This window comes from Bacillus sp. X1(2014) (assembly GCF_007678255.1).
The window spans coordinates 1-22,499 of the sequence record NZ_VEED01000007.1 but is presented as its reverse complement, the minus strand read 5'-3'; the positions used below and the strand labels follow the sequence as shown (position 1 = coordinate 22,499).

The 22,499-nt window shown below is 38.4% G+C and carries 23 protein-coding genes; 20 read left to right on the top strand and 3 right to left on the bottom strand.

What is annotated here, in order from left to right; all coding sequences use genetic code 11:
* The first annotated feature begins 57 nt into the window (after positions 1-57).
* Positions 58-852, top strand: coding sequence for a J domain-containing protein (locus tag FS608_RS14720; protein ID WP_144552224.1), 795 nt, complete (start codon positions 58-60; stop codon positions 850-852).
* Positions 853-1,130: 278 nt separating this feature from the next.
* The gene (locus FS608_RS14715; RefSeq protein ID WP_144552615.1) at positions 1,131-1,841 is read left to right on the top strand and encodes a rhamnogalacturonan acetylesterase; all 711 of its coding nucleotides are present in this window, start codon (positions 1,131-1,133) and stop codon (positions 1,839-1,841) included.
* 92 nt (positions 1,842-1,933) lie between these two features.
* Here FS608_RS14715 and FS608_RS14710 read toward each other — a convergent pair whose 3' ends face one another.
* Both FS608_RS14710 and FS608_RS14705 read right to left on the bottom strand, forming a co-directional pair.
* The gene (locus tag FS608_RS14710) at positions 1,934-2,590 is read right to left on the bottom strand and encodes a Crp/Fnr family transcriptional regulator (protein ID WP_144552222.1); all 657 of its coding nucleotides are present in this window, start codon (positions 2,588-2,590) and stop codon (positions 1,934-1,936) included.
* Entirely contained in the window at positions 2,590-3,222 is a 633-nt protein-coding gene (locus tag FS608_RS14705) for a Crp/Fnr family transcriptional regulator (protein ID WP_144552220.1), read from the bottom strand. Before FS608_RS14705 ends, FS608_RS14710 begins: the two co-directional genes overlap by 1 nt.
* Positions 3,223-3,680: 458 nt before the next feature.
* On the opposite strand from FS608_RS14705, the gene FS608_RS14700 reads away from it, so the two are divergent.
* From FS608_RS14700 to brnQ, 16 genes are all read left to right on the top strand, one after another.
* Positions 3,681-4,961 carry an MFS transporter gene (locus tag FS608_RS14700; protein ID WP_260871701.1) on the top strand — a complete coding sequence of 427 codons (1,281 nt, stop codon included), beginning with the start codon at positions 3,681-3,683 and terminating at the stop codon, positions 4,959-4,961.
* Between the two features lie 173 nt (positions 4,962-5,134).
* On the top strand, positions 5,135-6,613 hold the full coding sequence (locus FS608_RS14695; protein WP_144552216.1) for a 4-hydroxyphenylacetate 3-hydroxylase family protein: 1,479 nt from the start codon (positions 5,135-5,137) through the stop codon (positions 6,611-6,613).
* Between the two features lie 32 nt (positions 6,614-6,645).
* Entirely contained in the window at positions 6,646-7,170 is a 525-nt protein-coding gene (locus FS608_RS14690; RefSeq protein ID WP_144552213.1) for an FAD synthetase family protein, read from the top strand.
* 60 nt (positions 7,171-7,230) lie between these two features.
* Positions 7,231-7,797: an NADPH-dependent FMN reductase gene (locus FS608_RS14685; protein WP_144552210.1), complete on the top strand. Its 567-nt coding sequence runs from the start codon at positions 7,231-7,233 to the stop codon at positions 7,795-7,797.
* Between the two features lie 35 nt (positions 7,798-7,832).
* Positions 7,833-8,372 (top strand): 3-hydroxyanthranilate 3,4-dioxygenase, encoded by a 540-nt coding sequence (locus FS608_RS14680; protein WP_144552207.1) that lies wholly within the window; start codon positions 7,833-7,835, stop codon positions 8,370-8,372.
* Positions 8,357-9,367 carry an amidohydrolase family protein gene (locus FS608_RS14675; protein ID WP_186328740.1) on the top strand — a complete coding sequence of 337 codons (1,011 nt, stop codon included), beginning with the start codon at positions 8,357-8,359 and terminating at the stop codon, positions 9,365-9,367. Before FS608_RS14680 ends, FS608_RS14675 begins: the two co-directional genes overlap by 16 nt.
* A gap of 23 nt (positions 9,368-9,390) precedes the next feature.
* Complete coding sequence (locus FS608_RS14670; protein ID WP_144552611.1) at positions 9,391-9,864, top strand: RidA family protein; 474 nt, start codon at positions 9,391-9,393, stop codon at positions 9,862-9,864.
* A complete protein-coding gene (locus FS608_RS14665) occupies positions 9,857-11,323 on the top strand; it encodes an aldehyde dehydrogenase (RefSeq protein ID WP_395947780.1) in 1,467 nt (488 codons plus the stop codon). Before FS608_RS14670 ends, FS608_RS14665 begins: the two co-directional genes overlap by 8 nt.
* A gap of 69 nt (positions 11,324-11,392) precedes the next feature.
* Complete coding sequence (locus tag FS608_RS14660; RefSeq protein ID WP_144552609.1) at positions 11,393-12,172, top strand: 2-keto-4-pentenoate hydratase; 780 nt, start codon at positions 11,393-11,395, stop codon at positions 12,170-12,172.
* A gap of 49 nt (positions 12,173-12,221) precedes the next feature.
* Positions 12,222-13,010: a 2-keto-4-pentenoate hydratase gene (locus tag FS608_RS14655; protein ID WP_144552202.1), complete on the top strand. Its 789-nt coding sequence runs from the start codon at positions 12,222-12,224 to the stop codon at positions 13,008-13,010.
* Positions 13,011-13,064: 54 nt separating this feature from the next.
* Positions 13,065-14,336 carry a kynureninase gene (gene kynU, locus FS608_RS14650; protein ID WP_144552199.1) on the top strand — a complete coding sequence of 424 codons (1,272 nt, stop codon included), beginning with the start codon at positions 13,065-13,067 and terminating at the stop codon, positions 14,334-14,336.
* A gap of 23 nt (positions 14,337-14,359) precedes the next feature.
* Positions 14,360-15,775: an amino acid permease gene (locus tag FS608_RS14645; protein ID WP_144552196.1), complete on the top strand. Its 1,416-nt coding sequence runs from the start codon at positions 14,360-14,362 to the stop codon at positions 15,773-15,775.
* A gap of 56 nt (positions 15,776-15,831) precedes the next feature.
* Entirely contained in the window at positions 15,832-16,680 is an 849-nt protein-coding gene (gene kynA, locus FS608_RS14640) for a tryptophan 2,3-dioxygenase (protein WP_144552193.1), read from the top strand.
* A 278-nt stretch (positions 16,681-16,958) separates the two neighbouring features.
* Positions 16,959-17,729, top strand: a complete 771-nt coding sequence (locus FS608_RS14635) for a L,D-transpeptidase family protein (protein ID WP_313958716.1) — start codon at positions 16,959-16,961, stop codon at positions 17,727-17,729.
* 144 nt (positions 17,730-17,873) lie between these two features.
* A complete protein-coding gene (locus FS608_RS14630) occupies positions 17,874-19,085 on the top strand; it encodes a GNAT family N-acetyltransferase (RefSeq protein ID WP_144552190.1) in 1,212 nt (403 codons plus the stop codon).
* A 136-nt stretch (positions 19,086-19,221) separates the two neighbouring features.
* On the top strand, positions 19,222-20,535 hold the full coding sequence (brnQ, locus tag FS608_RS14625) for a branched-chain amino acid transport system II carrier protein (RefSeq protein WP_144552188.1): 1,314 nt from the start codon (positions 19,222-19,224) through the stop codon (positions 20,533-20,535).
* 67 nt (positions 20,536-20,602) lie between these two features.
* On the opposite strand, the gene FS608_RS14620 is transcribed toward brnQ, so the two are convergent.
* A complete protein-coding gene (locus tag FS608_RS14620) occupies positions 20,603-20,938 on the bottom strand; it encodes a hypothetical protein (protein WP_144552185.1) in 336 nt (111 codons plus the stop codon).
* Positions 20,939-21,126: 188 nt separating this feature from the next.
* Here FS608_RS14620 and FS608_RS14615 point away from each other — a divergent pair, with 188 nt between their 5' ends.
* Entirely contained in the window at positions 21,127-21,375 is a 249-nt protein-coding gene (locus FS608_RS14615) for a transcriptional regulator SplA domain-containing protein (RefSeq protein ID WP_144552182.1), read from the top strand.
* The gene (gene splB / locus FS608_RS14610) at positions 21,368-22,396 is read left to right on the top strand and encodes a spore photoproduct lyase (RefSeq protein ID WP_144552179.1); all 1,029 of its coding nucleotides are present in this window, start codon (positions 21,368-21,370) and stop codon (positions 22,394-22,396) included. Before FS608_RS14615 ends, splB begins: the two co-directional genes overlap by 8 nt.
* Positions 22,397-22,499 lie beyond the last annotated feature (103 nt).

Sequence of the window (22,499 nt, the reverse complement as noted above, 5' to 3'; positions counted from 1 at the left end):
TTTATAAATTTACTCATATAAAATAATGATAAAAAAGTGGGAATGAAGGGGAATATTTTGAACACAGATCAAGCTTTTGAGTTGTTAATAGAAGCAGGTGTCACTGAAGATACTAGTATTCAAACCGTTAAACGTTGGTTTCGTGAAAGAAAGATTACCTATAAAGGCTCAGGACAGGATAATGGATACATACTTAACAATACAGATCAAGCTTTTCATTTATTAAAGGATGCAGGAGTAGCCGATAGCACCGCTGTTCAAATTGTACGCCGTATGCTGCGAGAGGGACAGATTGAAAAAGTGGGCAGTGGAATTCAGAAACCTACCTATCCGCTAAAAGAATCGGCTTCCAAACGATTACCTAATCGTACTTCTGACCAGGATATGATAATCCGTCAATTAAAAGTAAAAATAAATGCACAGGATGAGCATATAAAGGGAATTGAACATCTGCATCAGACCTCAGTCGCTAGTTTAATTCAGCAAATAGACATATTAAAAAAAGATATGATGAAACTGGAAAAAGAGAAAAGTGAATTCCAAAGGGAAACTAAGAAGTTGCTAAAAGAGAATATTGAGTTGACGAATGAATTGCTAAAGTTAAAAGGTGAAGTATTTAAAGGGAACCAAAAATCTGATCAAGCTGACGACGTTCCTCCTCCTTCTGCTTCTATAACCATGGATTATCGTCAAAAATTGGGTCTATCAAAAATGGCGAGCGATAAAGAGGTATTAACAAAGTATAAAAAACTTTTAAAAATAACACACCCCGATCATGGCGGCAATGCAACGGCGTTTCATTTCATAAAAACAGATTATGATCAATTTAGACATAGTATCAATCTGAAATAGGTTCTAAAGGTACAAGAAATGGATCCTCCTCGTTTGGCGACTGGAACCCTTCATTTTGATGGGACTGGTCGCCAATAATTTTTTTCCTGATTTAGGGGGGGCACTCGAATGAATAAAGTCACCCAAAATGCATAATCGGTACGTAATCACCGATATAATATACCTAGAGGTTAACATCAAGGAGTGGTGGTATGCGGAAAAAAATTAATGGGAAAATAGTACTGGCAACCTTGCTATTAATAGTTTTTGGATTGATATCAATAAATGGCTTTGCAAAAATGGAAAATAATGAATACCCCCACAAAAACCGTATAACAGTATATCTAGCAGGTGATTCAACTGTTTCTGATTATTCAAGTTCATTTGCACCTCGAGCAGGCTGGGGACAATTTATTCATCGCTATTTCGATGATACCATTGTGGTGAAAAATACTGCTACACCAGGTAGGAGTTCAAAAAGTTTTATTGCTGAAAGGCGACTCGAATCCATCTTGAAGCAGATTAAGAAGGGGGATTACCTTTTTATTCAATTTGGTCATAATGACGAAAAAATTAATGATCCGAGCCGTTATACTGAACCGAACTCTACATATAAAATCTATTTAAAACAATATATTGACGGGGCGCGTGCCAAACAAGCTATTCCTGTACTTATTACACCCGTAGAACGAAGGAGCTTTTCCAATGAAGGCAGGTTACGTAATTCACATGGTGAGTATCCAAAAGCTATGAAGGAACTTGGTATGGAAGAACATGTAGCTGTGATTGACCTTACTGCCAAAAGCAAGGGATTGTTTCAAGAGCTTGGGCCCGATAGGACGAAGGAAGTTTTTCTTTGGCTAGAACCTGGGGAAAACAAGAACTATCCAAATGGTGTTCAGGACAACACACATTTTAAGGAGACCGGGGCCAATAAAATAGCGAGACTAGTGCTAGAAGGTATCAAGGAATCTAAGCTAGTTCCACTTCAAAATCACATATTAAAATAAATCAACTATGTAGCTAAATATATTAAAGTGAATCTTTTAAAAAAGGAAGCAGGAACCTTAATAATGGCTCCTGCTTTTTTTTTTCCTTAAACTTAATTGGATAACATTAATACATCCAAGTTTAAAATGTTTATCGCACCTGAGTCTCTAAGTTCTTTTAATCGATCGATTTCAAGGATGTCGATCGTACGGTTTGAGATTTGGATCCATTGTTGATTTTTCCACTTGTTAAGTATTTTATTTACCGTAATTCGCGAGGTACCTATGTAGCGAGCAAACGATGTTTGGTCAATTGAAAAATTACCATTTTCACTTACCAGTTTTAAAAGGAAATGAGCCATTTGCTGTTCTATAGGCGAATTAAGAAAGGCAATAATTTCGGCCAGAATCCTAAATTTATAGATTAATGAATTTGTAAAAATACATGCTGCCTCAGGATGTTCTTTACAAATCATCACTAGGGCTTCATCAGAGAAAAAATAGATTTCAGATTGACAGTTTGAGATGGCAGAGGTTAAATAGGGCTCATTTCTAGCTCCATGTTCCCCAAATAACATACCTTCTGGAACATAATTCACCGTTCGCTCTACACCTTCATGTGAAAGGAGAGTGATCTTTATACCACCCCTAGATAAGTAGAAAAAGCCCTTGCCTTCACTGCCCTGATGGTACACGATTTCATTTTCTTCTACCTCAAGTTTTTTTCCGTATTTTAAAAACGGTCGCCAAGAATAACGGAGATTTTTCATTACAACACCTTACCAAGAAGTTTTTTTAATTCATCCGGTTTTTTTATAAAAAACATTTTCTTATGGATTTCAAGGATTTCTTCTTCTTTCCATTGTTTTAAAATCTTATATAAGGTGATTCTCGTTAAACCAGTGCATTTTGTAAGGTCTTGTTGTGAGAGAGGGACTTCATAATTCTTAAATTCATAACAAATATTTAGAAGAATCACCGCCAATTGTTGCTCGGGTGTGAGATTGTCCAAATATATTTTATCAGCTAGGATGTGCATTTTATGTATGACGGTTTTGATAAAAATATTAAGGATGGAGGGCTGTGCCTTAATTAATTTTTGAAAATGTTCACAAGAGAAAAAATAAAGAATGGAGTCATTTACCGCCGTTGCTGTTGTAAAATGGGGCTGACGGTCCATCGCTTGAACGCCTAATATCTGCCCAGGAATGGCGATGTTTAATACACGCTCTTTTCCAATCGAAGTGGTAGTAGTCACTTTAATTAATCCCTTTTGGATATAATAAAATCCATCCCCTATCGTACCTTGCTGGTAAATAGATGCTTTCTCTTTGAAGAATTGCCTAGTACCAAACTGTAAGCAAGAATCCCAATTGATAGCACTCTCAAACAAGATTGCCAACTAATCAACTCCTAATTGAAATGGTGAAATCTAATCCATAAAACTGTAAATCTAGGAAATATGTAATTAATACAGTGTTATGACTTAGATGTAATTATTTGTTAGCGCTTACATTTAGGTGTAAAAAAATTTATTTGTGTTAACCACTTAACAGTAGTGTAAAAGATTCAAGATATAAAATCAACATTGTGATTGAATTTTAAAAATTCAACCAAAACCATGGTTTACCCAATTTGATTTACGATCCAGTTTTAACTACCAAGAATCAAATAAAGGGAAGAACATTATGGTAGATAAAAAAAAGGAGGGCCAAAGAGGGTTTTCACCTGAGACACAACATAAAGAGACTATTGGAGCAAATAATAAAAGGGGATGGTTGAATGAATCAGGAAGTACAATCAGTAGTAACTCAAGATTTATCTCAAACAAACAATCTAAATGCTAGTAATCTTTCATTGATGAGTATGCCTAAAGCAACCTTACTTGTAGTTGTGTTGTGCTGGTTTGCGATGTTAGCGGATGGATATGATTTAGGAATTTATGGTGCAGTTTTACCATCATTAATGGAGTACAAAGATTGGAGTATGACACCTGCACAAGCAGGGGCTATTGGTAGTTATGCTCTAGTGGGAATGCTTATCGGTGCAATTTGTGTAGGAACAATTACGGACATGATCGGCCGAAAGAAGACATTGGTTTTTTGTATCATTGTATTTTCCTTATCGATGTGCCTTGTTGCCTTATCCACATCTCCTGAGATGTTTGGATTATTCCGATTTATTGGTGGCCTTGGACTAGGTGGGGTAATACCTACAGTATCTGCATTAACAATCGAGTATTCTCCCTTGCAGCATCGATCAAAACTGTACGCTATTATGTATACAGGTTATCCAATTGGTGGAGTCCTTGGAGCATTATTTTCTATGTTTCTTTTGGAGGATTATGGCTGGAGATTAATGTTTTGGATTGGTGTGACTCCACTTATAGTCATTCCTTTTATTATAAAATTTCTACCTGAGTCGATTAGTTTCCTAATAGCAAAGAAAAAGTTGGCAAAAGCTAAAAGTATTGTCCAAAAATATCATCTTCCCGATGAATTTGTCCAAAGCCATATCGAGGATGAGGAAAAAGTCTCCACAAACAAATTTTCGGCAATCGCGAGTCTCTTTGCCAAAAAGAATATTCGGGCAACCATGTTTTTTTGGATCACTTTCTTTTTGGGCCTGCTTATGATTTATGGTTTGAGTACATGGCTGCCAAAAATGATGAGAGAGGCTGGATATCCACTTGGACCGAGCTTAGGATTTTTGCTGATGCTTAATTTATCGGCAGCGATTGGTGCTTTGCTAGCGGGAACTGCAGCAGACCGCTGGGGATCCAAGAAAATCATCAGTGTTTCTTATTTCTTAGCAGGTGTCTCAATTGCGCTATTAAGCATTAAATCATCGATGTTATTGGTGTATTGCTTAGTAGGTGTGGCTGGGTTTGGAACAATTGGGACAACACTAATTCTCAATGCCTATATTTCTAAATATTTTGAAGCAGAAAACAGAGCCACAGCACTTGGATGGGCACTTGGATTTGGCAGAATTGGTGCAATTTCTGGACCCATCCTCATTGGCCTTTTTATGAGCTCAGATTTGGATTTTTCCATCAATTTTTATCTTTTTGCTGTAGCAGGGGTCCTTGCATCCATCACTATATTATTTATTCCTAAAAAAGGGAACCTAAAAATTTAGCATTTATCATTCGAAAAACAGTCCACATCATTTGTATAAAGAATGATGTGGGCCGTTTTATTAATCTGAATAAAATGAAAATTTTATTTTTTTAGTAAAAATGTTAATCAGACTACAATGACTCAGAAATATCAATTCTATAATGAAAATATAAATTCAAAGGAGGATGTTTTATGGGAATTCGTACAGGAGCACAGTATATCGAGGCGTTAAAAGCCCGAACACCAGAAGTTTGGTTATCTGGAAAAAATGTTAAAAATATCTTTGAAGAGCCAGTTTTTCATCAGCCAATTCTTCAAATTGCAAAGCTATATGATATGCAGCATGATGCCAAGTATCAAGAGGATATTACTCATATTTGTGAAGAAACGGGAGAAAGAATCTCGAATGCATTCTTAGTACCTAAAAGCTATCAAGATTTACAAGCTAGAAGAAAGACGTTCGAAGAGTTTGCCAAAGCGACATTTGGTTTAATGGGCAGAACTCCTGATTTCTTAAATGTCGTCGTAACTTCAATGGCGAGTAATTCCGAGTTCTTAGATAAATACAATCCTGAATGGGGAAAAAACATTCGATCCTATTTTAAGCATATCCGTGATAATGACTTGTTTTTAACTCATGCCATCATCAATCCGCAAAATGACCGCAGTAAATCTTCACACGAACAACAGGATATGTTTACCCATCTAGGTGCGGTTAAAGAAACTCCTGATGGTTTAATCGTAAGAGGAGCGAAAATGCTAGCTACCCTTGCACCAATCACTGACGAAGTAATTGTCTATTCTTTTCCTGGATTTATGCCTGGGGATGAACGTTATGCGCTTGCGTTTGCACTTCCATTAGATACGCCAGGTCTTCGCATAATCTGCCGCGAAGCCATGCAAGATGGACAGCGTTCGGTATATGACCACCCATTAGCATCAAGATTCGAGGAAATGGATGCGGTCCTAGTCTTTAATGATGTTTTAGTACCTTGGGAGCGTGTATTCCTTTATAACAATGTAGAAGCAGCCAATTTACTTTACCCGAAAACAGGAATCGCTCAGCAGCCAGCTCATCAGTCTGGTGTAAGAGGGTTAATCAAACTACAATTTGCAACCGAAGTGGCTTGTAAAATCGCCGACTCCATCGGTGTTGATAGTTATCTTAATGTACAAAATGATTTAGGAGAATTAGTCCAATCGGTTGAATCGATTAGGGCATTGCTCCGAATTTCAGAGTATGAACATGAAGTAACTGCTACTGGCGAAGCGATGCCAGCCTATGCACCACTTGAAACCATTAGAGGATTGCTGCCAAAAATGTACCCGCGTGCGATAGAGGTTATGCAAATCATTGGTGCAGGTGGACTATTAATGTCACCTACAGATGCCGATTTCGAGAATCCGGAATTAAGAGAGGATTTAGAGAAGTATTATCTTGGAAGAGAGGGCGTTTCAGCAGAAGAACGTGTCCATCTCTTTAAATTAGCATGGGATTTATGCGGTGAAGCATTCGGACAAAGGGTACTCCAATACGAACGCTATTATACTGGAGATCCAATTCGTAAAAGAGCGATTTTCTATAACAACCACAAAAGGAAAAATTCCTTTGAACTGGCTGATGAAGCCATGAAAATATTTAATCAAAAAAATGAGGTTACTAGCTTATAAACGTCAATTAATAGGAAGAGGAGGTGTGAACGATGCAAACGCTTAAAGATGGAGTTCTGAAACTTGCAGGTTCTGTGATTGCCATTGGTGCATTTGATGGTGTCCATAAAGGACATCAAGCCGTGATTAAGCAAGCAGTGGAAAAGAGTCGGGTTAATCAGGTTCCGAGCGTTGTCTATACTTTCGATCCGCCTCCTCGACATTATTTTAAGGGCGTTCAAATTTTGACACCCATTCAGGAAAAGGTTAGCAGGATCGCGAAGTTAGGTGTTGATTATATAATTGTTGCCAGCTTCGATGAATGGTATGCGACCAGGCCCCCTGAGGATTTTATCTGTGAATTATCTAAGTTAAACCCGGTAGAGGTTACAGTGGGTGCTGATTTCCATTTTGGGAAAAATAGAGAAGGCGATGTGAATTTTTTAGAAAAGTATTTTCATATCAATATCACTCCTCCTGTTTATTGTAAAGGTGGAGAACTTATTTCATCGACGAGAATCCGCCAGTTAATCTCAGAGGGAGATTTCCAGCAGTCCTATTCGTTACTGGGACTATAAACAGTAGAAAAGTAAATGAAACTACTTGATATCACTCAGCAATAGAAGGGAGTTTACACTATGAAGTTATTAGGAATTTCAGGCACCATTATTGGAGCAAAAACTAGTATTGTTGTTCAAAAGGTATTAGAGGAAGTAAAGAAACATCATCCTAACGTTGAAGTAGAATTGCTTGATTTAAGAGATTATGATGTGCAGTTCTGTGATGGACGAAATCCTTCAAACTATACAGGTGACACAAAAAAAGTTCTCGATATTATTAATTCTGCTGACTTCTATATTATCGGAACACCTATATTCCAGGGGTCATTATCAGGGCCACTCAAAAATTTGTTTGATTTAATCAATCCAAAGGATATTCGCAACAAAGTAATTGGTTTTGTCGCAACAGGTGGAACATACCAGCATTACCTTGTTATCGAAAATCAATTGAAGCCGATTGCAGGATTTTTCCGAGCCTTCGTGGCACCAGGCTATGTATATGTCAATAACGACCATTTTAATGAAGAAAATAAAATTATCGATGCTGTGGTTCTTACACGAATTACATCATTAGCCAAAGAAGTGGTCTTTATGCAGGAGGCATTAAAATCAGCAGAGGAAAAATTTGCAACAGTAAATAGATAAGAATTTCTATTAAAAGTTGAGAGGAGAAAATTACTATGACAAACTCTTTAAAACCAATTAACCTTTGGGGATTTATTGAAGAAAATAAGGATTTACTTAAGCCACCAGTAAATAATAAAGTGATTTGGAAGGATTCTGAACTAATGTTTATGATCCTCGGAGGCCCAAATAAACGACGTGATTTTCATGTGGACCCTTCTGAAGAGATTTTTTATCAATTAAAAGGTGATTGCTACGTTGAAATTATTAATGCGCAAGGCAAAAGAGAAGTAATTACCGTGAAAGAAGGAGAAGTATTTCATCTCCCACCTAATGTTCCCCACTCTCCACATCGGGTCGCAGATACCATAGGGATTGTTATTGAACGTGACAGAGCAGACGGGGAATTAGAGGATTTTGTTTGGTTCTGTGATGAATGTGATCATGAAATGCACCGCGTTACCGTTCAATTAACAAATATTGAAGTGCAGGTAAAAGAAGCAATTCATGGATTTAACAGTAATTTAGAACTTCGGACTTGTAAGAACTGTGGTCATATTATGGCTGAAGAAGCGAGTGAATGGAAATGCGAGTAGATTTTCATACACATATCATCCCTGAAAATTTCCCTGATTTTGCGGCGAAGTTCCAAAATGATAAGTGGCCGGTCCTAAAGCCTACATGCTCATGCGGTGCCAATATCATGGTATCCGGAAAGGTGTTCCGTGAAGTGACCGACCAAGTTTGGAGTCCAGAAAAAAGGATTCACGATATGGATGTAGAAAATGTAGATATACAAGTTTTATCGCCAATTCCCGTTACGTTCTCCTATTGGGCACCTATAGAAGAAGCGGTAGCTATGGCTAGACTTCAAAATGACTTCATCGCTGAAACAGTAGCTAAACATCCAACCAAGTTTATTGGTCTAGGGACGGTTCCTCTTCAAAATGTCGAAGAAGCGATTCTTGAACTAGACCGCTGTATACATCAACTTGGCTTAAAAGGGGTTGAGATTGGCACAAATATTAATGGCAAAAATTTAGACAATGAATCGTTAATTGATTTCTTTGCGATGTGTGAGAAATGGAATGTCCCTATATTTATTCATCCATGGGAAACACTGGGCGGAGAACGTTTTTCCTCACATAATTTAATGTATACGGTTGGAATGCCAAGTGAAACAGCACTAGCTGCTGCTAGTTTAATCCTAGGCGGTGTTATCGAGAAATTTCCAGGACTAAAAATTTGTTTTTCTCATGGAGGCGGTTCATTACCTTACATTCTTCCAAGACTTGATCATGGTTGGAATGTGTGGCCACATTTGCAGCTTACGGAAAAGCCACCAAGTTTTTATGCAAAGAAATTTTTCTATGATTCTATCGTAAATAACCCTGTTAATATCAAATTTCTAGTCGAAAAATTTGGTGCAGAACAAGTGATTATGGGGTCGGATTATCCATTCTTACTGCGGGAAACACCACCAGGAAAGATTATTGATGACACACTCAGCCTCAGTGAAGAACAGAAACGTGCGATGTTAGGTGAAAATGCACTTAGATTTTTAAATTTACCAGTTAATCTACTAATTTAATCGGAAAAGAGGATGAAAAGATGATAGACAAAGTGATGACTCCAGAAGAGAGATTAGAGGAACTTGGAATAAAGCTGCCGGCTCTCCGCCCCGCATCTGGTAATTATGTTAGCTGTGTACGAACAGGGAATCTAATTTTCACATCAGGACAAGGTACTGATGAATACCGGGGAAAACTTGGTGAGGATGTATCGATAGAAGTAGGCTATCAAGCAGCAAGACAATGTATGCTTAATCTATTAGCAGTAATCAAGAATGAACTCGGCGATCTTAGCAAAGTGAAACGAATTGTCAAAATCCTTGGTATGGTCAACAGCACGACTGATTTTAAAGACCATCCTAAAGTCATGAATGGATCCTCTGATTTGTTGGTGGAAGTGTTTGGTGAAAAGGGAAGGCATGCGAGATCAGCAATAGGGATGGCACAACTGCCACACAATAATACTGTCGAGGTTGAGATGATTGTTGAAGTTGAGGATGGTGACAAAGGTGAGTAACATTTTAGAAAAACAACTTCAAATTAACGATGCCAAGTTGTTTATCAATGGAGAATATGTAAGCGCTGTTACAGGGGAAACCTTTGACACGCTTAATCCAGCTACCAATCAAAAATTAGCTTCTGTTGCAAGTGCAAGTGAGCAAGATGTAGAAAGAGCGATACAGGTTGCCAAGCGTACCTATGATAGTGGTATTTGGAGTAAAATGCCAGTCGAAGAAAGAGCAAAGATCCTGTGCCGAATGGCGGATCTTGTCATGGAACGAGTCGAGGAGTTAGCACTAATTGAGACATTAGATGTAGGTAAACCGATTAGAGAAAGCAGGGATTTTGATATCCCGCGCGCCGCATCTAACTTAAGATTTTTTGCAGAAATGGCCAAATACGTCAACAACGAGCATTACGAACAATCGAAACATATGAGTTATACCAAATATGCACCAGCAGGTGTCACAAGCTTGATCATTCCTTGGAATTTACCATTCATGCAAATGACATGGAAAGCATCTGCTGCGTTAGCGGCTGGTAATACCGTGATTGTTAAACCAGCATCCTATACACCACTAAGTGCAGTCATGTTAGGTGAAATTGCCAACGAAGCAGGATTACCACCGGGCGTGTTGAATATACTGACAGGCCCAGGTGGAACAGTAGGAACGGCAATGACTACTCATCCATACGTTCGCAGAATTTCCTTTGTAGGGGAAAGTTCCACGGGTAAAACGGTAATGAGAAATGCAGCATCACAACTAATTCCAGTATCATTAGAATTGGGTGGAAAATCAGCCAATATCGTATTTGAGGATGCAGACTTAGATGAAGCCGTCGCGGGCTCGATTGAAGCGATTTTTAGAAATCAAGGGGAAATCTGTTTAGCTGGTTCTCGATTACTAGTGCAAGAATCGGTTTATGATAAATTCCTTGAAAAATTTGTTGCAGCTGCAAAGAACATCAAAGTGGGCGATCCATTGGATGAATCGACGGATATGGGTGCGCTTATATCAAAAGGTCATCTTGAAACGGTTGATAACTACGTGCAAATTGGAATTTCTGAAGGTGCGAAACTTGCTGTAGGCGGTAAGCGTGTGGCAGGATTGTCACAAGGAAACTTTTACGAGCCAACCGTGCTCTATGATGTTAATAACAAGATGAGAGTCGCACAGGAAGAAATCTTTGGCCCGGTATTAGTCGTCATTCCATTTAAAACGGAAGAAGAAGCGATACAAATCGCCAACGATTCAATTTATGGTTTGGCAGGAGTGGTTTGGTCAAATGATTTAAGGCGTGCACATCGAGTAGCTTCTCAAATCGATTCAGGCTTATTTTGGATCAATTGCTGGTATTATCGTGATTTAAGAACACCATTTGGTGGATCAAAGGCGAGCGGAATTGGTCGTGAAGGCGGACGTCATAGTTTTGAATTTTACACAGAAGCCAAAACCATTACAATGAAATTATAAAATAAAGTAAAAGGTGGCTGAAAGGCCACTTTTTAACTATTAATATAGAAAAGGAAGGTGCAGGAAGAAATGGAAGTATTAGTAGAAGGAATTGCGAAAGAATTAATCGATGCAGAAAGTCATCAATATTCTGTCGCTCCACTTACGGAACGTTATTCGGAGCTGACTGTAGGCGATGCCTATCAAATCCAACTAGAGGTCATCGATAAAAAGTTAATAGCAGGACATAAAGTAATTGGGAAAAAGGTTGGGCTTACAAGTATTGCGATGCAGCAAATGTTAGGCGTGGATGAACCTGATTACGGCCACCTGTTAGATACTATGAAAATAGCAGATGAAGCAACTGTGAAAATTTCTGAATTTATCAGTCCAAAGGTTGAGGCGGAAATCGGTTTTATTTTGGAACATGACTTGGTTGGTCCAAATGTGAACTATCTAGATGTGTTAATGGCTACCAAATATGTAGTACCTACTATCGAGATTATTGACAGCCGTATTTCTGATTGGAAAATCAAATTGGTTGATACAGTGGCTGATAATGGCTCCTCAGCAAGAGTAGTAGTCGGGGAAAAGCTGAGCACCATTGAAGGATTGGATTTGCGAACTCAAGGAATGGTCCTATATAAAAATGAAGAGCTTGTCGCTACAGGGGCTGGGACGGCCGCTTTAGGACACCCGGCACAAGCAGTCGCATGGTTAGCCAATAAATTACATGAATTCGGGATTACTCTTAAAGCAGGTGAGTTAATTCTTCCAGGTGCACTTTCTGGTGCTATTGCCGTAAAAGAAGGCGACATGATTGTAGCAGATTTTGGCCCATTAGGAACTGTTTCTGTAACATTTGAGTAAGAGAGTTTTTCACCGAATAAAAAAAATAAAAAAAAGTGGAGGTTCCATTATGTCACTGTTGCAAGGAACAGAACAAGAAATCGTAAACTATCTATTAGCTGCAGAAAAAGACAAGCGGGAAGTTGAAAAAATTACCACAAATTATCCAACTCTAACATTTGAGCATGCCTATGAAATACAACAAAAACTAATCGAGCAAAAAGAAAAGGAGGGGCTCCGCCGAATTGGTGTAAAACTCGGTTTAACAAGTAAGGCAAAGCAGGAGATGATGGGTGTTCATGAAGCCATCTACGGGTATTTAATGGATGATATGCTTGCACCTGAATGGGAACCAGTTATATTTAGCAGTTTCATACATCCTAAGGCAGAACCAGAAATTGCATTCTTGATTAATGAAGATATCCAAGGAACTAGCGTTACCTCCGACGATATTTTAAAGGTGACAAAATATGTAGCACCAGCGATCGAGATTATTGATAGTCGTTATTTAGATTTCAAGTTTACACTAGTAGACGTTGTTGCTGATAATTGTTCTTCTTCAAAATTTATTGTAGGCAACAAATGGGTGTCGCCGGATGCGCTAAATCTGAAAGATATTGGTGTATACATCTCTAAGAATTCAGAGGTTGCAACTACTGGGACCAGTGCGGCTGTATTAGGTGATCCAGCTGCTGCGGTTGCTTGGGCTGTAAACAAGCTTGGTGAAACTGGGCAGGGATTAAAGAAAGGCGATATCGTGCTTAGTGGCGCAATAACGGAAGCTATTAGTTTTCAACCAGGGGATACAATTTTGGCACAATTTGCGGAACTAGGCAGTGTTTCTTTTACTAGCAAATAATCAGACTGCTTCATAATTTATATAACTTGTTGTGGAAGAGCGGAGGAGATACATATGCATATAACTTTAGAATATGCAAAACAATTAGACATAGAAGATGGCCTTAATAGATTTAGAGAAGAGTTTTACCTAAAGCCGAATTCTATTTATATGGATGGTAATTCATTGGGGCTATTGTCGAAACGATCGGAGCGGACGCTCTTAGAATCTCTAAATGATTGGAAAGAGCATGGAATTGACGGATGGACAACCGGAAAGCACCCTTGGTTCTTTTTATCGGAAAAACTAGGAGAGATGATGGCTCCGTTAGTCGGTGCTGCAGCGAATGAAGTGATTGTTACGGGTTCCACAACGGTGAACTTGCATCAACTAGTTGCTACTTTTTATAAGCCGGAAGGAAAGCGGACAAAAATTTTGGCTGATGAATTAACCTTTCCATCAGATATATATGCGCTTCAAAGCCAGCTTCGCATTCATGGATTTGATCCAGATACACATCTTGTTCGAGTGAAAAGCCGAGATGGGCGCTTTTTAGAGGAAGAAGATATTATCGAAGCGATGACTGATGAGATTGCACTCATCATTTTACCAACTGTACTCTATCGAAGCGGCCAAATCCTGGACATGAAACGGTTGACGGCTGAAGCGAACAAAAGAGGGGTATTAATTGGTTTTGATGGATGTCATTCGATTGGAGCAATTCCGCATTCGTTTAGTGAATGGGGCGTGGATTTTGCCTATTGGTGCAATTACAAACATTTAAATGGTGGTCCGGGAAGTGTGGGCGGTTTATATGTGAATTCTAAACATTTTGGTACAGCCCCAGGTCTGGCTGGCTGGTTCGGATCGAAAAAAGAGAAACAATTTGATATGGAGCACACGCTAACACCGGCTGATTCCGCAGGAGCCTATCAAATTGGGACACCACATGTTTTAAGTCTTGCCCCGTTACTAGGAGCATTGGAGATTTTTGCAGAAGCAGGAATTGAAAATATTCGTGCTAAGTCATTAAAGATTAATCAATTTTTAATGGACCTACTAGATCAAGAGGCAGCAGGCATGGGATTTACAATTGGAAACCCAGTTGAGGATTTCCGCCGCGGGGGTCATGTAAGCTTAGAGCATATAGAAGCAGCGCGAATTTGTAAAGCGTTGAAAGAAAATGGGATCATTCCAGATTTCCGTGCTCCAAATATCATTCGTCTTGCTCCAGTTGCGCTTTATACCACATATGAAGAGGTTTGGGAAGTCGTCCAGATGCTTAAGAAAATCATGACAGAAAAGCACTATGAAAAGTTTAAAAATGAACGTGAAGTCGTTGCTTAACTAAAGGGTCGAGGAGGAATTATATGGCGAACAATAATTTGAATAATGGAAATGGATCAGGTTTAAAGCGTGAATTAAAAACCAGTCAACTGACTATGATTGCGATGGGTTGTGCGATTGGAACAGGTCTTTTCCTTGGCAGCGGTCTTGCGATTAGTACTGCTGGCCCAAGCGTATTAATCAGTTACGCGATTGGTGCCTTCATTGTTTTACTTTTAATGGGATGTTTATCAGAAATGACTGTGGCCCATCCAACTTCAGGGTCGTTTGGAACCATATCTGAGAAGTATATAAGCCCGTTCGCAGGTTATCTGGTCCGCTATTCGTATTGGATTGCAAACGTTTTAGCGGTTGGAGTAGAGGTAAGTGCAATTGCGGTATATATGAAGTATTGGTTTCCAGATGTTCCTGGGTTTGTCTGGATTTTATTGTTCGCCGCTGTCCTAATTTATGTAAATGCAACAAGTGTCAATACTTTTGCAACTTTTGAGTATTGGTTTTCGATGATCAAAATTAGTGCCATCGTTGGATTCATTCTCCTTGGAGCATATGTTTTCATTGGAGGGTCGGCTAAACCGGAAATGGGACCTGAGAACTTCGTTAATGAAGGTGGTTTCTTACCTTTCGGCATGTGGGGAATGTGGGTCGCTATCTTTATTTCTCTATTTAGCTTTTTAGGGACGGAATTGATCGCCGTTACTGCTGGAGAGGCGAAGGATCCAGATGTTGCAGTACCAAAAGCTTTGAAAGCAACTGTTTTCCGTTTATCGACATTTTATATTATTACTATTGGCATTATGTTAATGATTGTTCCGTGGAAATCAGCTGGAGTTGAGGAAAGTCCTTTCGTAAAAGTGATGGAACTCTTAAATATTCCGGGTGCAAGTGGAATTATGAATTTTATTATTTTAACAGCGGCTCTCTCGGCCATGAATAGTCAGCTTTATGCTTCAACACGAATGATGTTTTCTCTATCACGAGGAAATTATGCACCTGCATTTTTAGGTAAAATAAGCAAAAAGGGAGTACCGTTAAGTGCTCTTGCCATTTCTACATTAGGGATTTTTCTTGCTGCAGCTGTTAACGCATTATTACCTGACTCGTCGTACGCCTTTATGATGGGAATCTCCATGTTTGGTGCTATCTTCACATGGTTTATGGTTTTTGTTTCACACTTGTTTTTCAGAAAAAAGTGGGAGAAGTCAGGAGGCCGGAAATTGCCAGTTAAAATGCCTGGATTTCCTTACATGACGCTATTAGGAGCGGTCCTTCTGCTCAGTTTAATGATTACCACTTGGTTTACAGGTTTTAAAATCATGCTTCAATTCGGTGTTCCATGGTTGTTATTTTTAACTGCTGCCTATTTTATTCTTAATAAAAGCAAAAAGAATCCTGAAAAGAACAAGTCTGATGCAATTCTTAATAAAAAAGTAAATTAACGTTATAAATACTCATAAATAACTTAACTAAATTAGAATGCTGGAGGTCTAATACCGTGAATTCACAAGAAAAGAACACTAAACATGAGCTGGAGAAGGAGATTCAAACCGATTTTCAAAAATCGATGTCCTATGGGGATTATCTTCATCTTGATAAAATCTTATCAAGTCAACATCGGTTATCCGATCACCATGATGAAATGTTATTTATCGTTATCCATCAATCAAGTGAATTATGGATGAAACTAATCATTCATGAATTGACAGCAGCAATTGAGTATATACAAAACAATGATTTGGAGCCATCATTCAAAATTCTATCGCGTGTTTCCAGAATTCAACAGCAATTGATTCAGTCATGGAGTGTACTTTCGACTTTGACACCTTCTGAATATTTAGAGTTTAGGGATAAATTGGGTCAATCATCAGGATTCCAGTCTTATCAGAATCGTTTGATTGAATTTGCCTTAGGAAACAAAAATGCTCATACACTAGCAGTCTACCAACATCAAACAGAACTATACGAAAAAATGCAAGAAGCCCTTCTTCAACCAAGTATCTATGATGCTGCTATAAATGCTCTAGTTGCACGTGGTCTGCCTGTTGATCATGAGGCTCGACATCGGGATTTGTCAAAAAACTATGAACCAAATGCGAGTGTCGAGGAAGCGTGGCTAACCGTCTATCGAAATGTGGATCAATACTGGGACCTTTACGAATTGGCAGAGAAGTTAGTCGATATCGGCAACCAACAGCAATTATGGCGATTTAATCATATGAGTACAGTGGAAAGAATCATTGGTCATAAGCAGGGGACAGGTGGGTCGTCTGGTGTGACTTATTTAAAAAGAGTACTAGACCAACAATTTTTCCCTGAGCTTTGGAGTTTACGGACAAAGCTATAAATTGATGGTAATGATGGCAAAAACCGCGAAACCTTATTTTTTATGAGGTATGCGGTTTTTTGTTTTTTTAATAGAGAACGCCCAGATGCAGTAGTTGGAAATTTTCTAGAAGGACGCGTGGCCATTTTTATGAGTAGAACTTCTTATAACATCTATTTTTTTCGTATATGTATGACTCTTAGCCTATTTTGTAATAATTTTAATTAAAATGTAATGTGTACAAGCCCCTCTGACATAGGATACACGGATGAGTATTATGTCGTAGGGAGGGGTTAGTTTTGCCCAGAAAGTGGTTAGTATTTTTGGTGTTTGCTTTTTTTATGTTGTCTAGTTTTTTTGTTGGTGTCCCAACAGGTTCAGCCGCCTCTAGTGGAAAATTGATTATTATTAACAAGACTATCAATCGGCTCGCGTACTTTGAAAACGGTGTGTTTAAGAAGCAGTTTAAAGTTGGAACTGGAAGAAAAAAATCATATACACCAGAAGGCAAGTTCAAGATTGTAGTTAAGATTAAGAATAGGCCATACTATAAGGGCCATATTCCAGGTGGAGATCCACGCAATCCTCTCGGAAATCGCTGGCTAGGATTAAATGCTCGCGGTACATGGGGAACAACCTATGCGATTCATGGAAACAACAACCCCAGTTCTATTGGAGGGTATGTTAGCAGTGGGTGTATTCGCATGTACGATAACGAAGTCGAATGGCTGTATAGTCAAGTCCCAACGGGCACCCCAGTGATCATTACCTCTTCTGGGAAATCATTCAATGCGATTGCATCTGCCAATGGCTATAAAGTGAAGGGCGGGGCTAGTGCACCATCTGTTCCTGTTAGTACCACTGGAGAAATCCTTAAGAAAGGCAGTCGGGGCCCAGCCGTCCAAGAACTTCAGCGTAAGTTGACGTCCCTTGGGTATAGTACAAAGGGTGTGGATGGTGTCTTTGGAGCAAACACAGATACTGCCGTGCGCAAATTTCAAAAAGCTCGTAAATTAACAGCGGATGGGATTGTTGGTCCAGCAACCAAAAAAGCTCTCGGAATAAAATAATATTAAAGAATTGCTTATGAAGTTGCTCAAATTATTGAGCACTCTTTTTTTTGAATTGATACAGTTTTTTTCGGAAAGTTTACATAAATTTACACAAATTATATGAACATAGAGTATAACCTAAATTTGTTGGAGGGAATAGGTATGAGTCGACTGGACAGGCTCAAGATGGAAAAAGTGGAACCAAAACATTGGCGGCAGTTCAATGAATTATTACGTTATGTTTTCCAAGTAACTAAAAAAGACCTACAGACGGTGGGCTGGGAGGAGCGTGAAATTGCATTAGCAAAACTGCCTGTTTTAGAGCAGGCTGATGTGTTAGGCTGGTTTGATGGTGAAAAACTAATCTCTCAAGTTGCTGTTTATCCCTTTCAAGTTAACATATATGGTCGAACCTTTGAGATGGGCGGATTGACTGGGGTTGGCACCTATCCGGAATATGCGAATTTAGGATTAATGAATAAGTTGATCTGGCAGGCACTGGCTGATATGAAAGATAGAAATCAATCAATTTCTTATTTATATCCCTATTCATTGCCTTTTTATCGTAAAAGGGGATGGGAGATTATTTCCGATAAGATGACCTTTGAAATCAAAGACTATCAATTACCAAAAGTGAAGAAAGTTTCTGGTTACGTCGATCGGCTAAATACAGAGCATTCAGATATCAAAACCGTTTACCAGCTTTTTTCAAGAAGGCGGCATGTAGCCATGATTCGAAACAATTTAGCTTGGGAAGAATTCTGGAGATGGGAATTGGATGAATTAACCGCCGCCGTTTATTATGATCGTTCTCATCAGCCACAAGGGTATTTACTTTACTGGATTTCTCAAGATGTACTGCATGTCAAAGAAATGATCTATATGAATGAAGAAGCGCGAAACGGACTTTGGAACTTTATCAGTGCCCATTTCTCCATGGTGACGAAAGTTGTCGGGAATATTTTCACCAATGATCCTTTGGCTTTCTGGTTGGAAGACGGGGATATTAAAGAAACCATCGCTCCCTATTTTATGGCACGTATTGTTGATGTCACACAGTTTATCGAACAATTCCCATTTAGTGCACCGGGCACTGACATTCACATGACGATTAAAGTGGATGATCCAATTCTAGAGTGGAATCAAGGAATATATACATTTCAAGTATCCGCTGTAGGACAAGGGGAGCTAAGAAATAGCGACGGACAGCCAGATGTTACTGTTACGATTCAGACACTAACAACGATGTTGCTCGGATACAAACGGCCGTCCTATTTGGCAGCAATCGGTCGCCTTTCTTGTAATGAGCAAACGGTGGAGATTTTAGAGAATTTAATTGAACGAGAGACGCCATATTTCTCTGATTATTTTTAAAATACTTTTATTTTCCTCTTTCCAAATAGGAAGAGGAATTTTTAAATTATTAGAAGTTTAAAATAAATATTCCATTATGGGGTAAAATTGGTTTATTATAATGAAATAATATTTTTATTTAAAAAGGAGTTTATTAATGAATTTTTCTGCAAAACAAATTGTCTTTATTAGTTTTATGTTATTTTCTATGTTTTTCGGGGCTGGAAACCTAATCTTTCCACCATTTTTGGGGCAGTCAGCGGGGGATCATCTCTGGACAGCTCTTGCTGGTTTTATTATTTCAGCAGTTGGACTGCCGATTTTAGGGGTTGTTGCTGTAGCTAAAGCAGGAAGCTTTAACGAACTTAACCAACGAGTTCATCCTTTTTTTGCCTTTATCTTTCCATTTCTAATCTACATCGCAATAGGACCTGGACTGGCGATTCCCCGGGCAGGTAGTCTGGCATTTGAAATGGGATTAGCTCCTTTTTTACCAGAAAATCTTGTCACCAATCCAATATCATTGTTTGTATATAGCATTGTTTTCTTTGGATTAGTCGCGTGGTTATGTATGTTTCCTTCTAAACTGATTGACCTTTTTGGGAAGTTATTGACTCCAATCCTTCTGGCTTTAATCGCTATTATTTTTGTTAAAAGCTTAATTGACCCAATTGGTTCATTTGAAACACCAAAGGATAATTATATTTCAAATCCTGTCTTTCAAGGGTTTTTAGATGGATATTTAACAATGGATGCGCTAGCGGCTTTAGCATTTGGTATTGTAATAGCCAACACATTAAAAGCACAAGGTGTGGTCGATGACAAAAAAAGATCTATATATATGATGTACGCTGGATTAGGTGCAGGTTTGCTGTTAACCGTTATTTACCTGATCTTAGGATACTTAGGGGCTGCAAGCGCATCTTTAGGAAAAACAGAAAATGGGGCACAAATTTTGGCAAATGTAATGACACATTTATTTGGTCAGAGCGGGACATTTATTTTAGGATTGGTTTTTACCATTGCCTGTTTTTGTGTATCCATTGGTTTAGTCACTTCCTGCAGTCAGTTTTTCGCAAATGCAATTCCAAAAATAAATTATAAAATATGGGTAATGATCTTAGCAGTTCTTAGTACTGCCATTGCTAACTTAGGATTAACGCAAATCTTAAAAATCTCCGTTCCGATACTAGGCTTGATCTACCCTATTGCCATCGTGATTATTTTATTAGGTCTTTTTGATGATTTATTTAAGAATTCCCGTCAGATTTATATCACTGTTGTTAGCTTTGTTGCTCTTTTTAGTATCATCGATTCGATTAATAAGACATTCCTCTCGAATAAATGGAGTGGGGCACTTGAAATTCTACCCTTTTATTCAGAAGGTATTGGATGGTTGGTCCCAGCCTTAATTGGATTAATAATTGGCTATCTAATAGGATTATTTAGTCGAAAACCATTGGAAGCTTAAACTCACAATCAAAAACACGGCTAATATCAGCCGTGTTTTTGAATATAACTTTCACTTTATAAGAAAACTAGGATTGCTTTTTGTCGGTTTTTTTCTCAGTTAGGGCACGGTAAATTTGGGTATACATACTGCCTTGAACAATATTTTGGAGAAAAAAGTCTCCAATCAATTTTAAGTATTCTTCATCCTCAAACATTTTCTTGTTTTGTAATTCCATTTCAGCCAAGCCTTCATATTTGGTAAGAAGGGCATATGTATGATCTTCACCAGAAACAGGTGTTAAGATCTCGACATTATGATCATAATTTTCATTACGGAACGTCTTAATTTCCTTTAAATTTTCAATTCCTTCTTTAAATTTATCTTGTTTAATCTCAAATGTCTGGTAGACAAAAATTGCCATTAACAGCATCCCCTAATTAAGATTTTACAAACGTAAATTTAAATTTCCCTGAGATTACTAAATTTATTCTACGCCATTTAAAATGGTGCCTCCCCGTTTTAAATGGAAATATTTCATTCCACTTAAAAATCTTCTCTGGAGAATAATATCAATAGTAAACCATAGCTTTGAAAGGATTAGGTGAACTAATGACTTCATATCAACCAGGACAAGTCGTCTATATTATTATTCGGAATCCACATGCTCAAGATGTTGCTAATGTTCAACAAGCAGCGGTTGTCCAGAATCCTGAAAACCCTGATCAACTTTCACTTTTTGTTTACGAAACTTATTATCCTTTAACAGAGGAAGTGGCAGTTTATTCATCTGCAGAGGAAGCTGAATATGCCTATCAAGATGCGTTTGGATTAACAGAGATGGAGGGGTATTATGGTTAAACCCTTTGTACCACAGCTTGTATATGTTGAGCCAAGCGCACTTGAGTACCCGCTTGGCAAAGAGCTAATTGCAAAATTTGAAAAAATGGGAATTGAAATTAGGGAAACAACATCACATAATCAAATTCGAAATTTACCTGGTGATAATGATTTTCAAAAATATCGTACCGCAAAATCAACACTGGTGGTCGGAGTACGAAAAACATTAAAGTTTGATACGTCCAAACCTTCTGCGGAATATGCAATTCCATTTGTAACCGGCTGTATGGGACATTGTCATTATTGCTACTTACAGACAACAATGGGAAGTAAACCTTATATTCGTACCTATGTAAACCTTGAAGATATTTTCGAGGCTGCTGAAAATTATATGAAAGAACGGGCGCCCGAACCAACTAGGTTTGAAGCCTCATGTACATCTGATATTGTTGGTGTTGATCATCTAACCCACACATTAAAAAAGGCGATTGAGTTCTTTGGACAATCGGAATATGGCAAACTTCGTTTTGTAACTAAGTTCGCCCATGTGGATCATTTACTTGATGCAAAGCATAATGGGAAAACCCATTTTCGCTTTAGTGTTAATGATGAATATATTATTAAAAATTTTGAACCGGGTACATCGAGACTGCCAGAACGGATCGAGGCAGCAGGTAAGATTGCTGGTGCTGGATTTCCATTAGGTTTTATTATCGCACCGATTTATCTCCACGAGGGCTGGAAAGAAGGCTATAAAGATATGTTAGAAAAGCTGGAGGCGGAGCTTCCAGATTCAGCTAAAAAGGACTTAACTTTTGAAATGATTCAACATCGGTTTACAAAACCCGCGAAGCGTGTCATTCAAAAAAACTACCCGATGACAAAACTAGAACTTGATGAGACCAAACGAAAGTGGAAATGGGGCCGCTACGGGATTGGTAAATTCGTCTATACAAATGAAGAACAAGAAGATATAAAGGATACTTTAGGCGGATATATTAACACCTTTTTCCCGCAGGCAAAAATAGAATATTTCACATAGAAAAAGAGGGATTCTGGAGAATCCCTCTCAGATTGTCGACAAAAGGGGTTCGGAATGTTTACATTCCGAACCCCTTTTGACTTTTTCACTGTTTTTCCACCTA

Coding starts and splice junctions, on each gene's coding strand:
- FS608_RS14645 (WP_144552196.1), top strand. CDS start 14,360: ATGGCGAACAATAATTTGAATAATGGAAATGGATCAGGTTTAAAGCGT.
- FS608_RS14715 (WP_144552615.1), top strand. CDS start 1,131: ATGGAAAATAATGAATACCCCCACAAAAACCGTATAACAGTATATCTA.
- FS608_RS14655 (WP_144552202.1), top strand. CDS start 12,222: ATGTCACTGTTGCAAGGAACAGAACAAGAAATCGTAAACTATCTATTA.
- FS608_RS14690 (WP_144552213.1), top strand. CDS start 6,646: ATGCAAACGCTTAAAGATGGAGTTCTGAAACTTGCAGGTTCTGTGATT.
- FS608_RS14700 (WP_260871701.1), top strand. CDS start 3,681: ATGAGTATGCCTAAAGCAACCTTACTTGTAGTTGTGTTGTGCTGGTTT.
- brnQ (WP_144552188.1), top strand. CDS start 19,222: ATGAATTTTTCTGCAAAACAAATTGTCTTTATTAGTTTTATGTTATTT.
- FS608_RS14630 (WP_144552190.1), top strand. CDS start 17,874: ATGAGTCGACTGGACAGGCTCAAGATGGAAAAAGTGGAACCAAAACAT.
- kynU (WP_144552199.1), top strand. CDS start 13,065: ATGCATATAACTTTAGAATATGCAAAACAATTAGACATAGAAGATGGC.
- FS608_RS14695 (WP_144552216.1), top strand. CDS start 5,135: ATGGGAATTCGTACAGGAGCACAGTATATCGAGGCGTTAAAAGCCCGA.
- FS608_RS14675 (WP_186328740.1), top strand. CDS start 8,357: ATGGAAATGCGAGTAGATTTTCATACACATATCATCCCTGAAAATTTC.
- FS608_RS14615 (WP_144552182.1), top strand. CDS start 21,127: ATGACTTCATATCAACCAGGACAAGTCGTCTATATTATTATTCGGAAT.
- FS608_RS14680 (WP_144552207.1), top strand. CDS start 7,833: ATGACAAACTCTTTAAAACCAATTAACCTTTGGGGATTTATTGAAGAA.
- FS608_RS14660 (WP_144552609.1), top strand. CDS start 11,393: ATGGAAGTATTAGTAGAAGGAATTGCGAAAGAATTAATCGATGCAGAA.
- FS608_RS14685 (WP_144552210.1), top strand. CDS start 7,231: ATGAAGTTATTAGGAATTTCAGGCACCATTATTGGAGCAAAAACTAGT.
- FS608_RS14620 (WP_144552185.1), bottom strand. CDS start 20,938: ATGGCAATTTTTGTCTACCAGACATTTGAGATTAAACAAGATAAATTT.
- splB (WP_144552179.1), top strand. CDS start 21,368: ATGGTTAAACCCTTTGTACCACAGCTTGTATATGTTGAGCCAAGCGCA.
- FS608_RS14710 (WP_144552222.1), bottom strand. CDS start 2,590: ATGAAAAATCTCCGTTATTCTTGGCGACCGTTTTTAAAATACGGAAAA.